This is a genomic window from Carboxylicivirga taeanensis, from assembly GCF_051851475.1.
In the GTDB taxonomy this organism is placed as follows: Bacteria; Bacteroidota; Bacteroidia; order Bacteroidales; family Marinilabiliaceae; genus Carboxylicivirga; species Carboxylicivirga taeanensis.
Window position 1 is genome coordinate 633,588 of record NZ_JBPUSJ010000001.1, and the last position, 12,544, is coordinate 646,131.

A 12,544-nucleotide genomic window follows, 5' to 3' on the forward strand; every position below is an offset into this window, starting at 1 on the left:
ATAATTAAGCCCCAAACGCCATTCTGCCTGAAAATATTTAGGTAAAAAATAGTACTCCCGTCAGAAAAATTAAGTCGCTTAGCCCATCATAGAGAAGAAAAGCGTTCCGATGGTGAGGTATAGAAACATGCCTATGATATCGTTCAATGTGGTGACAAAGGGCCCGGTAGCCACTGCCGGATCGATTTTTAGTCGATTAAGAAACAGCGGAACAAAGGTGCCAAACAAATTAGCAAAAACAACAACTGAGAACATGGCGGCACTCACCGTCAAGGTCAGTGCCAGATCGGCCCCAACCACTTTATTGTAGGAAAATATCAGGATGGTTAACAGGGAGGCATTTAAAAGAGATATCCCCAACTCTTTGAGCAACTTTCGCCAGCTGCTGTCCAGACCGACAGAACCGGAAGCCAAAGACTGCACCACGATAGCTGAAGACTGAATACCAACATTACCACCCATGGCGGCAATGAGGCCCATAAAAAAGGCTAATTGCGGGTGCTCATCGAGCACATCGACAAACCCACTGATTACGCGTGAACCCAAAATACCGCCCAACATGCCAATCAGCAGCCAGGGAATACGTGCCCTGGTGTGCTGCCACACGCTGTCTGACGGTTCAACATCCTCGGTGATACCTGATGCCAGCTGGTAATCCTTTTCAGCTTCTTCGCGCATCACATCCACCACATCATCAATGGTAATGCGCCCAACCAATCGGCCAATGGAATCCACAACCGGCAAAGCTACCAAATCGTACTTATCCATGATGTAACTGACATCTTCAGCATCCACATCAACCTTCACCGAAATAACATCCGAGTTATAAATATCTTTTACCAGCACATCAACCGGGCTGAGTAACATGCGCTTTAATGACAGAGTGCCTTTAAGGATACCGTCATTATCAACCACATACACGTAGTATATTTCATCAATTTCTTCAGCCTGCCGACGCATGCTTCGCAAGCAAGTAGGGATGCCCCAGTTTTCTTTGACCTTGATTAATTCCTTGGCCATCAAACCACCGGCCGTATCCTCATCGTAGTTAAGCAGGTCGGCAATATCACCGGCAGTAGTCACATCATCGATGTGCGACAGTACCTCTTGCTGTCGAGCATTATCCAGCTCCCCAAGTACATCGGCCGCATCATCAGAATCCATGTTATCGATGAAACGACGGGCAATCACGTCACTTGGCAGGCTCTCTAAAAACCGCTTCCGATCATCTTCCTCCAGCTCTGTAATAACATCGGCTGCCGTATCATCATCAATCAGGAAATAAAGATACTTGGCTTCATCAATGCTTAATTCCTCATACACTTCTGCAATATCGGCCGGGTGTAATCCTTCCAAAATTTCTGATATGGCTGTCTCATTTTTAGCCGCAATCAGTTCTTTCAGATTATCGATATACTCCCTAGTCAATTCAAAATTCACCATAATTACAGAGAATTAGAGGTTATTAATTTAGTGCATTAGCCTGAATCATGCTTGTTAATTCGATGAAATCATTTACACTCATTTGTTCAGGACGGCGTGTTAAAAACTCATGATCCGCAATGGCTTCCCGATTAAACGGAATGGCCTTTAAGGAATTACGGATGGCTTTACGACGCTGATTAAATATTGCTTTCACCACCTGCACAAATAAAGTTTCGTCACAAGGCAAGGCTTCCACATCGTTACGTGTTAAACGAATAACACCTGATTGTACTTTGGGCGGAGGATTAAATACATGTGATCCTACTGTAAACAGGTAATCCACCTTATAGAAAGCTTGCAACAACACGCTTAATACGCCATATACTTTTGTTCCTGGTCCGGCTGCCAAACGTTCAGCCACTTCCTTCTGCAGCATGCCTACCACTTCGGGTATCTGATTGCGATGCTCAAAAACTTTAAAAAAGATTGGCCCGGATATGTTGTAAGGAAAATTTCCAATGAGAGAGAAAGGCTCCGTAAAGACCTCCGTCAGATCCATCTTTAAAAAATCTCTAAAAAAGATCCGTCCGTTCAGCTCCGGATAGTGAGCAGTCAGATAGTCAACAGATTCTTTATCAAGCTCTATCAGGTTTAAATCGATGTTTGGTCGCTGCACCAGGTATTGTGTTAAAACACCTGTTCCCGGACCTATTTCCATCACCTTGTTGTGAGTTAGTGACAGGCTCTCGACAATTCGTTGGGCTATATCTAAATCTGTAAGAAAATGCTGTCCTAAATGTTTTTTTGCTCTTACCATATCCCAATCAATTATTTTAAGAAGTGAATCAGCCCGACGCCCGGACCTACTTTGGACAAAGAAATACAAATTTGTATCTTCGACGTCCGTTTGCGCGCAAAGGTAAAAAAACGAGCCTTAAAGCTGTTATTAAGATACCTAAAAATTTAAATTCATTCAATCAGTGAAGAAAACCTTTACCAAGCTATTACAATATATCCTTTTCCCGGCTATTGGCCTGTTTATTATCTATCAGTTATATAAAGATCAGAATGCCGCTGAAATACTGGCAGCCTTACGAAACGATGTTGATTATAAGTGGATTATTCTCTCCATCAGTCTTGGTATACTCAGCCACATAAGCAGGGCCATGCGTTGGCAGATGTTGATTGAACCAATTGAAAAAAAACCGGGCTTTATCAACACCTTTGCAGCGGTGATGATCGGATATCTGGCCAACCTAATTTTTCCTCGCATGGGAGAGGTTTCCAGGTGCGGCGTACTCAGCAAGTATGAAGGTTTATCATTTACACGCGTGGTTGGAACCGTTGTGGCGGAGCGTCTCAGTGATTTATTGATGCTTATTTTGATAATGCTGGCGGTATTAACCCTGCAATTTGATCTACTCGGTGGCTTTTTACTCAAAACATTAAAGCTGGAATCTTTTACCGAAGTACTTCTTTCACCTTTATTCTATGGGGTGCTGGCCCTTACAGCCGTTTCCCTTTTGGTAATCAAAAAATATTCGAAACAGTATCGGTCGCTCATGTTTTTAAAAAACCTGATGAAAAAATTTACCGAAGGGCTCAGTTCAATACGAAAAATTAAGAATAAGCCACTGTTTATTTTCCACACCTTATTTATCTGGCTCATGTATTTTCTGATGATATACGTGTGTTTTTACAGCATGCCCGCTACATCAGTGTTGGGCATTAGTGCCGGCATCACAATTCTGTTGACCGGCAGCCTCGGGATGATAGCTCCGGTGCAGGGTGGGATAGGGGCCTGGCATTTTATGGTCATTGCCACTCTCAAACTGTATGGTATTCCTGGCGAATCAGGTGGTGTATTTGCATTGGTGGTACATGCAGCCCAAAACCTGATGATTATCGGTGCCGGCCTAATGGCCTTTGGCGCACTGCCTCTTCTTAATCGAAATAAACATGAAAAGCCAGCTGTGGTCACTAACAGGTAAAATACTTATTATCCTTTTGTCGCTGATGGCCTATGCATACATTGGCGATAAACTGTGGCACTTTAATCACTGGCACCAACTAATTAGTTCATTACAGTTTTCGACACATACCCTGGGGCTGGTACTATTATTGGTTCTTTTATGGGGATTGAACCTGTTTTGCGAAACCAGAAAGTGGCAGATGCTGATGCGTCCATTCACTCACCTTTCGCTTGTTGATGCCTGGCATCAAGTCATGGCCGGAACCACAACAGCCGTGGGCTCGCCTGCTCGCATTGCCGAAATGGGTGGCCGAATGGCCCTGCTATCAAAACATTTACGAATGAAGGCCGCCATCATGACTACTATAGGTGGCAGTTTTCAAAGCCTTGTAATTCTATCAGTTGGTGTAACAACCATGCTTTTTTTTAAACGGGCCGGCAACTACGTGCAAATACCCTCAACCTACCATACTTTTATTATCACTGGCATAGTTATAATTTTAATTGCACTTACAGCCAGTTATTACCTCAGCCGAACAGTAAGGTATTACTTTCGCGTTATCACTCACATTAAAAAAAATAGTCTGCTTATAGCCTTGGGCTGGACCACAGCCCGCTACATCATCTTTTTAGTGCAGCTATATACCTGGTTCTGGCTCTTTGGCCATCCCATCCATTGCAAAGCCTTTATGCACCTTGCCACACTCTATTTTTTTGTCATTACCATTATTCCCTCTCACATAATGACAGACATGGGGATAAGAGGGAGTACAGCACTATTTTTATTTTCATCACTTCAAATTAGTACTCCAGTCATTATAGCAGCAACGTTTTGCTTATGGGCCAGTAATGTGGTCCTTCCCACCATTATCGGTTCCTATATTTTAATCCGCCAAAAGGTATTAAAACAGGTAGTTATGAAAAAAGAGCACTAAGTCCGTTACGTTTTTTTTAGAAATCTGATTATCTTAGGTGCCTGATTGTATTTGTTAACCAGAACAAACCAGAAATGGAAAACTACATTCTTTCATTAATCAAAGAAAATAACCGCGTTATAGTACCTAATTTTGGAGCCTTTATTGTTGCTAAAGAAAATGGCTTAAAGGTACTCTTTAACAATTTTCTAAGTTTCAACGATGGACTTCTTGTCGATTTTATTGTGGAGAAAGAGGCCATTAGCAAAGAAACTGCTGAGCAGAAGATTAATGAATACGTAGAAGGCGTTAAAGACAGCCTTGACACAAATGGCAAATATGCCATCGATGGGCTGGGAGTGTTCACAAAAGATGCCACTGGTATCCTGCGTTTTGAACAGGCCGATGAACTAGCTGAAGAATCGGAACAAGCAGCTCCAAGCGCCCCCTCATCAAATGAAAATGATGAACTCCTGGATATTGACAATACAGATGAGGAAGCTCCCGCTGACGAACCGGGTGACGTGGTTGTTGATCTGCCCGAAACATCGGTAAACAAAACAACACCCATTGCCGAAGTTGTAGACGACCAACCCGAAAGCGAACCCACTGCAGAGGACTCTGCTGAACCAGAAACAACCATTAACGAAGAAGAAAACTCAGACCCGGTAGCTGTTGCTAACCGATACCTGGAAGAGGATAATTCCAAGCGCAACCGCTCCATTGCCATCTTCCTTTCTGCTTTTATATTGCTCCCATTAATTGGTTTCTCCATCTATTTCTTTTTACTAAAAGACAACTCTCCTAAAACTACTCAAGAGAAATTAAACACAGAAATTAAGAAGGTTGAACCTAAGAATCTAACAACCAGCACTGATGCGGGCAAAATAGAAGCAGGACCAACGGATACACCTTCTGAAAAACAAGAAAAGTTAGTGCCCGTTAAAGAGCCAGAACCAATAGCTGCTAAAACCACCAAGCCTCACCAGCTTATTGTAGGCAGTTTTGGCACAGAAGCAAATGCCAATAAAATGATTGAGAAACTAAAGGCAAAAGGGTTTAATGTTGCTTTCTGTTTCCCACACAATAATCGTTACCTGGTAAGCCTTGAGTCGTTTAGCAAAGTAGCTGAAGCACAAAAGCGCCAGGAGGAAATTTTGGAGAGCGACCGAATGGAGAGCTGGATAATGACCAAACGTCAATAAAAACGCAATAGTCCACTCGCTAAAAACTGGCTTTAAGTAACTATGGCTGTAATATACCTAACCCTTTTACTGCCGCTGTTTGCCTATTCAGTGCAAATAATTTCATGGTATGTACAATGGATGAGAAGCCATGAATACCATGCCGGGCAAACCTCGCAAAAAGGAATTTCACTCATTATCCCTTTTAAGGATGAAGCCTCTAATCTGCCAGCCTTGCTCCAATCATTAGAAGCTCAAACCTACAAAAACTGGGAACTGATACTCGTTAATGACCATTCGACGGATAATGGTGTAGCTATTCTAGAGGAACTCCTTGTTAGCTTTAAGGGACCTGCCACAATTATCAACAGCAGCCAAACTGGCAAAAAAGCCGCATTATTAGAAGGAGCAAAGCAGGCCCAATACCCACTTCTGGTAACCACTGATGCCGATTGTACATTCTCAAGCAATTGGTTAAGCACCCTATCGGCTTATGCAGAAAAATATTCTCCCGATTTATTAATTGGCCCTGTAAGCTTAAAGAAAGCAAAGGGTTTCCTGCAACGCTTTCAGCAGGTTGATTTCACAGCTTTACAAATTAGCGGGGCAGCCGCGGCCTTACAGCAGCAGGCAATTATGTGTAATGGGGCTAACCTTTTGTGCTCCAAAGACCTTTATTTGAAGGCCCATTTGCAACCAAATATTGCCTCAGGCGATGATATGTTCCTTCTGGAGTGGATGAAAAGTCAGCATAAATCCATCCACTTTATAAAATCAAAAGCAGCCTTAGTAGAAACTGCACCCGTGAGCCAGGCGAAAGCCCTTTTGCAGCAACGTGCCCGTTGGGCAGCAAAAGCCCCCCACTACAAAGACAAGCGAATTGTGTTAACAGGTGCTATAGTTGCAGCAGTTAATTTAGTATTGATACTGAGCTTTATTGGCAGCTGGTTCATTCCGGAACTATGGAAGCTATGGGGCATTTACCTCTTTATAAAGTGCCTGGTCGATTACATGCTTCTAAAAGCTGGCTCCGACAGCTATAAACTTAAAATAACCCTTTTTGAAGTGATTTTTTGGCAGCTCTTGTATCCACTATACGTCATTACAGTTCTTCTATTCCCGCTGTTTTTCGAAGTCCGATGGAAAGGCCGCTCCATTTGAGATAGTTGCTTGTTATGCCGGCTAATTAGAGACCGATATCAGACAGACCCAACACTGTTAGTAAATATTTAACCAATAAAAAAGCAGCCCCTGAGAGCTGCTTTCCAGTATTTGATAATGCATCTATTTAGCTGGCTTTTAACCGAGCCATATTTGCATGTTCCATTTTCTTTTTGGCGAAATCAAGTGAGATAACCAGCTCTTTTACCTCTTCTGATGGGGCGTTAAACATGGCATCCATCATGATGGTTTCACAAATTGATCGTAAACCACGAGCCCCCAGTTTAAACTCAACGGCTGTATCTACCACATACTCCAACACTTCATCTTCAAACGTCAGTTTAATTCCATCTATCTCAAACAGCTTTTCGTACTGCTTAATAATGGAGTTCTTAGGTTCGGTTAAGATGCGGCGCAGAATCTCTCTGTTTAATGGCTGCAAGTAGGTTAATACAGGCAATCGTCCGATAATTTCAGGAATTAGTCCAAACGATTTCAAATCCTGTGGCGCAATATATTGCAACAGGTTCTGAGTATCAATTTTATCGTTGGACTTGCTGGCCATGTAACCTACTACTTTGGTATTCAGGCGCTGAGCAATTTTTCGTTCAATCCCATCAAAGGCACCCCCACACACAAAAAGTATGTTTTTAGTATCAACCGGAATCATCTTTTGCTCAGGGTGTTTACGTCCTCCTTGCGGCGGTACATTAACAACTGACCCTTCGAGCAACTTTAGCAGGCCTTGCTGAACACCTTCACCTGAAACATCACGTGTAATGGAAGGGTTATCGCTTTTTCGCGCAATTTTATCGATTTCGTCAATAAATACGATCCCCTTTTCGGCAGCTTCTACATTATAGTCGGCGGCCTGTAACAACCGAGTTAGAATACTTTCAATATCTTCACCTACGTAGCCCGCTTCGGTCAGTACAGTGGCATCCACAATTGTAAAAGGCACGTGTAGCATTTTGGCAATGGTGCGGGCCAATAGTGTTTTACCTGTACCTGTTTCACCGACTAAAATAATGTTGGATTTTTCAATCTCTACCTCGTCGGCACTACTCTTCTGCATCAATCGTTTATAGTGGTTATAAACGGCCACAGATAAGTATTTTTTTGCGGCTTCCTGACCTATTACATATTGATCGAGAAACGTTTTTATCTCCAACGGCTTTAAAAGCGTAATCTCATCAACATTAAAGGAGTTCTTCTTCTTAACCTCTTCATCCAAGATAGAATGCGCCTGTTCAATACAGCTATCACAGATGTGGCCGGACACGCCAGCAATCAGCAGGTTAGTGTCTTTCCGTTCTCTACCGCAAAATGAACATTTATCCATATATCTCCCAGTTATAAAAACACGAATGCAGAGTCAACTAAAAAGCTGATTCTGCATCGCAAGTATAATTTAATATTTTATTTACTCGAATTACGAACCAGGACTTCATCAATCATCCCGTATTCCTTAGCTTCTTCAGCTGTCATCCAGTAATCGCGATCAGAATCTTTCTCTACCTTTTTATAGGTATTGCCGGAGTGATCGGCGATAATTGTATAGAGCTCTTTCTTTAACTTACCAATCTCTCTGGCAGTAATTTCAATATCGGAGGCTTGCCCCTGCGCACCACCCATAGGCTGGTGAATCATAATACGCGAATGCTTCAGAGCCGTCCGCTTGCCTTTGGTTCCGGCCGTAAGTAGCACAGCACCCATAGAAGCCGCCATACCGGTACAAATAGTAGCGACATCGGACGAAATATACTGCATGGTATCATAAATACCTAAACCAGCATATACAGAACCACCTGGGGAATTAAAATAAATCGAAATATCTTTTGAAGAATCAGCCGACTCAAGATACAGTAACTGTGCCTGAATAACATTTGCCACATAGTCGTCAATTGGCAGACCTAAAAAGATGATTCTATCCATCATCAGACGGGAAAAAACATCCATACTGGCCACATTTAACTGCCGCTCTTCTATAATGGTTGGCGAAATGTAACTGTTCGTTACTGAAGTATATTGATCTAAAGCAAGACTGTTAATACCCAGATGCTTTGTTGCATACTTTTTAAAATCTTTTGGATCAATCATTTTCAAAAGTGTTTGTTTGAAAGTGCTAATTTAACAATTTAAGCTGAACTATTTCATATCTATGAACGATATGCCACAAAGTTAACACTTATTATAGTCTGATGGTTTTAGGATAACAACTCGGATTGAATACAGTAAAACGGGCAAGTATAAAAATAGCTCCGGCTAGTACCGGAGCTACACCATCTTTAATAGTTAAAGACTTATTTTTTGTCTTACTTCTCAAACAGTTTGTTGAAGTCATCGCGAGAAATTTCTTTCTCTTCCACTTTTATTGCCTCCTTAATGAAAGCAATCACTTTTTCTTGCATGGCACCTTCAGCCATTTGACGACGCTGCTCATCCTGCTTCATCATCTCCTGTGCATAGTTTTCCAGGTGCTCATCAGGAACACTGGTCAAACCATACTGCATAAACTGCATTTTGGCTGCTTTTTTGGCATACTCAATCACATCAGCTTCTTCAACTTTAATATCGTTGTTTTTGATGAGGCTGTTGCGGATTAACTGCCACTTAAGGTCTTCCAGGAAACGTGGCATTTCAGCTTCCAGAGTGGCCTCATCTAACTTTTCGTTTTCACGGTTAGTAGCCAACAACCAGCGCTTAAGGAAAGCCTCAGGGAATTCAACATCCACTTTACCCATTAATTTATCCTTGGCATCCAAAGAGAAACGGTATTCAGCTTCCATATCAAGGTTCTTGTTAATGTCTTCCTTGATACGCGCTTCAAATTCTTCTTCTGAGTTTACCACGCCTTCACCGAAAGCTTTGTCGAACAGCTCCTGATTCACTTCAGCATTAACAAACTCAGTTACTTCAGTTATAGTATACTGGAAATCACCCGATAAAGCTTCTGCCTCTTCTTTAGTGATTTTCAACATGTGTGAAATTTCGCTATCATTAGGGAAGGCTTTCTTCGGATCGAATACAATTACATCGCCTGCTTTAGCGCCCAATAATTTTTTCTTCTCATCCTCGTCCTTCACAATAGCCATTGACAATACCACATCCTGAGGAGCGATACCGTCTTCTTTTACCTCGCCATTTTCCAGTTGAGCAAAGTTACCTTTTACCAAGGCCTTTTCAGTAACCGCCTCAACTACTTCTGACTTACCAAAACGACCTGTGATAGAGTCTTTTTGTTGGTTAAACATCTCGTCAGAGATAGTAACTTTGTAGAAAGGCAGTTTTTCGCGCTTTGTTAGTTTGATATCCACCTCAGGCGCTAATGCCACGTCGAAAGCAAACTCAAAGTTCTCAGCGTTATCGAAATCAATTAATTCCTGTGATTCAGATGGAAGAGGCTCACCAAGCAAATCAAGCTTTTCATCAACAATAAAGTTGTGAATTTTCTCAGAAACCAGCTTATTCACTTCATCAGCAATAACAGCTTTTCCGTACATTTTCTTAACAACACCCATAGGCACCTTACCAGCACGGAAACCCGGCATGTTAACGCGTTTACGGTAGTCTTTAAGAACATTATCCACTCGGCTTGCGTAGTCCTCTTTCTCAACAGTTAATTTGATAACCGCGTTTAATGCATCAATGTTTTCCTTTGAAATATTCATTTCCTAAAGATTTAAAGTGAACCGCTCCTCTATTGTTTGCTGGAAACCAATGTGAGGATGGAATCTATTTTTATTTCACAATTTCTACAAACTTAAAAAACCGCCTCACCACCGAATTAATTCGTAAGTGAGGCGGTTATAGTGCGGATGAAGGGACTCGAACCCCCACGCCCGAAGGCACTAGATCCTAAGTCTAGCGCGGCTACCAATTACGCCACATCCGCATTTCTTAGTTTCGCGGTGCAAAGATAATTGCTTTTTCTTTGCCTCCAAATTTTTTTTCAAATTATTTTCCAGGTTGGAATTCGCGACGACGCAATTCAAAATCATCCCCCAGATATAACCGCTTCACATCTTCATCCAACGCCAATTCTTCTGCCGTCCCGGCTTTCAGTATCTTACCTTCAAAAAGGAGGTAGGCGCGGTCACAAATAGCCAACGTTTCGTGCACATTGTGGTCCGTTATAAGGATGCCAATATTTTTAAACTTTAGCTTCGCCACAATTTCCTGAATATCGCGCACAGCAATAGGGTCTACCCCGGCAAATGGCTCATCAAGCAAAATAAATTTAGGATTAATGGCTAAAGCCCTGGCAATTTCTGTACGCCGGCGTTCTCCTCCGGATAACTGAATACCCAAGCTTTTTCGAATATGCGTCAGACTAAACTCTTCAAGCAACTCCTCCAGCCTGTTTTTCTGATATTCCTTAGAAAAATCAGTCATCTGCAATACCGCCTTTATGTTATCTTCAACACTTAACTGTCGAAAAACACTTGCCTCCTGCGCCAGATAACCAATTCCCTTTTGGGCCCGTTTGTACACGGGTGCATCAGTTATTTCTTCATCGTTCAAAAAGATTTTACCGCTATTGGGCGTTATTAGCCCTACCATCATGTAAAAAGATGTTGTTTTACCGGCTCCGTTAGGCCCAAGCAAACCAACAATTTCTCCCTGCTTCACATTAACAGATACGCCTTTAACAACTGTACGGCTTTTATACTTCTTAATTAAAGTGTCGGTATGTAATTTTAATGGTTGTTCTTCCATAATTTAAACATTTACAGGCGTGTCAATCCGATTCTTCTTCTCAAGGTTTTTGGCAATAATAATCCCCGATTCATACAATATAATAAGAGGGAAACACACAAGCAACTGACTAATAACATCAGGTGGTGTGATAATAGCTGCCAACATTAGGGCAATTACAATGGAGTGTTTCCTGTATTTTATAAGAAAGTCTGATGTTACCAAGCCCACTTTTGCCAGAAAATAGATAAAGATAGGTAACTCAAAGATGATGCCTCCGGCCAATACAATCGATGTAATGGTACTGATGTATGATCCCAGATTCACAATATTCTCAACCTTCTCACTTACCTGGTAAGTTCCCAGAAAATGAACCGATAAAGGGCAAATAATGTAATAGGCAAACAATATCCCTATCGTGAACAGGGATGAGGCGAAAAATATGGCTCCTCGCGAATTGTTGATTTCATTCTGATACAGGGCGGGTTTTATAAAGCGCCAAAACTCCCAAAATATATACGGAAAGGCTACAACAATGCCGGCCACAAACGACACCCATATATGCGTTGTAAACTGACCAGACATATTTATATTCTGAAAACTAAGCGGTATTTGATTGATACATAGCAAAGGCATGTCCAACGAATCGGCCAGCCTGCATAACAGATCATTCGTAAAAAAGTGAGGACTTGATGGAGCCAATATCACTGTATCAAAAACAAAGCCCTTGAAAACAAAGGCTAAAACAGCAAAAACAAACACGCTGCCAAAAGCTCTGACGATGTGCCATCTTAACACTTCGAGATGCTCAAGAAAGGACATTTCCCTATTAGTTTCTTCAGACATGTAGCTATTCGTTAGTAAATACTTTCTGCGAGCAAAAGTAGATGATCGTACTTTAGAAAAATGTTAAAAATACTTAAAGCAAGCCTCTGAATACTGCATCTACCAGTTACATGCGAAGATAATATACCAATCCTTAACCGCAAACTTTTTGCTTAAACCAAAGATATTCTCTAACTTCATTCAACATTGCAACTCAAATCTAAGTCCATGTGACCAATTCATTATCTTCGCTTGGCTCAGGACATATAAAAGTTAGAAAATTAAAGAAAATTAAAAGGTTATCTTATTTTTGTTGCAATCTAATAATCGAGGATAACAAATACTGCCGACGCTGTGTCGAAAGT

The 12,544-nt window shown here is 41.6% G+C and carries 11 protein-coding genes and 1 tRNA gene; 4 read left to right on the plus strand and 8 right to left on the minus strand.

The genetic code is table 11. The annotated features are described in order from the left end of the window. Positions 1 to 78 precede the first annotated feature (78 nt). Complete coding sequence (gene mgtE, locus ACSX1H_RS02745) at positions 79 to 1,443, minus strand: magnesium transporter (protein ID WP_439182053.1); 1,365 nt, start codon at positions 1,441 to 1,443, stop codon at positions 79 to 81. Positions 1,444 to 1,465: 22 nt separating this feature from the next. After that, entirely contained in the window at positions 1,466 to 2,242 is a 777-nt protein-coding gene (gene rsmA, locus ACSX1H_RS02750; RefSeq protein ID WP_439182054.1) for a 16S rRNA (adenine(1518)-N(6)/adenine(1519)-N(6))-dimethyltransferase RsmA, read from the minus strand. Between the two features lie 163 nt (positions 2,243 to 2,405). Between rsmA and ACSX1H_RS02755 the strand changes: the two genes are divergently transcribed. From ACSX1H_RS02755 to ACSX1H_RS02770, 4 genes are all read left to right on the plus strand, one after another. Further along, positions 2,406 to 3,416, plus strand: coding sequence for a lysylphosphatidylglycerol synthase transmembrane domain-containing protein (locus ACSX1H_RS02755; RefSeq protein ID WP_439182055.1), 1,011 nt, complete (start codon positions 2,406 to 2,408; stop codon positions 3,414 to 3,416). Beyond that, on the plus strand, positions 3,385 to 4,332 hold the full coding sequence (locus ACSX1H_RS02760; RefSeq protein ID WP_439182056.1) for a hypothetical protein: 948 nt from the start codon (positions 3,385 to 3,387) through the stop codon (positions 4,330 to 4,332). Before ACSX1H_RS02755 ends, ACSX1H_RS02760 begins: the two co-directional genes overlap by 32 nt. Before the next feature lie 74 nt (positions 4,333 to 4,406). Beyond that, complete coding sequence (locus tag ACSX1H_RS02765; protein WP_439182057.1) at positions 4,407 to 5,516, plus strand: SPOR domain-containing protein; 1,110 nt, start codon at positions 4,407 to 4,409, stop codon at positions 5,514 to 5,516. A 42-nt stretch (positions 5,517 to 5,558) separates the two neighbouring features. Continuing rightward, on the plus strand, positions 5,559 to 6,656 hold the full coding sequence (locus ACSX1H_RS02770; RefSeq protein ID WP_439182058.1) for a glycosyltransferase: 1,098 nt from the start codon (positions 5,559 to 5,561) through the stop codon (positions 6,654 to 6,656). 127 nt (positions 6,657 to 6,783) lie between these two features. On the opposite strand, the gene clpX is transcribed toward ACSX1H_RS02770, so the two are convergent. The 6 genes from clpX to tatC form a co-directional block, all read right to left on the minus strand. Beyond that, entirely contained in the window at positions 6,784 to 7,998 is a 1,215-nt protein-coding gene (clpX, locus tag ACSX1H_RS02775) for an ATP-dependent Clp protease ATP-binding subunit ClpX (RefSeq protein ID WP_439182059.1), read from the minus strand. Between the two features lie 77 nt (positions 7,999 to 8,075). Next, the gene (clpP, locus tag ACSX1H_RS02780; protein ID WP_439182060.1) at positions 8,076 to 8,756 is read right to left on the minus strand and encodes an ATP-dependent Clp endopeptidase proteolytic subunit ClpP; all 681 of its coding nucleotides are present in this window, start codon (positions 8,754 to 8,756) and stop codon (positions 8,076 to 8,078) included. 215 nt (positions 8,757 to 8,971) lie between these two features. Then, the gene (gene tig / locus ACSX1H_RS02785; RefSeq protein ID WP_439182061.1) at positions 8,972 to 10,327 is read right to left on the minus strand and encodes a trigger factor; all 1,356 of its coding nucleotides are present in this window, start codon (positions 10,325 to 10,327) and stop codon (positions 8,972 to 8,974) included. Positions 10,328 to 10,469: 142 nt separating this feature from the next. Continuing rightward, a tRNA-Leu gene (locus tag ACSX1H_RS02790) sits at positions 10,470 to 10,551 on the minus strand. A 62-nt stretch (positions 10,552 to 10,613) separates the two neighbouring features. Beyond that, on the minus strand, positions 10,614 to 11,375 hold the full coding sequence (gene lptB / locus ACSX1H_RS02795; protein ID WP_439182062.1) for an LPS export ABC transporter ATP-binding protein: 762 nt from the start codon (positions 11,373 to 11,375) through the stop codon (positions 10,614 to 10,616). A gap of 3 nt (positions 11,376 to 11,378) precedes the next feature. Next, positions 11,379 to 12,200, minus strand: coding sequence for a twin-arginine translocase subunit TatC (tatC, locus tag ACSX1H_RS02800; RefSeq protein ID WP_439182063.1), 822 nt, complete (start codon positions 12,198 to 12,200; stop codon positions 11,379 to 11,381). Positions 12,201 to 12,544: the final 344 nt, after the last annotated feature.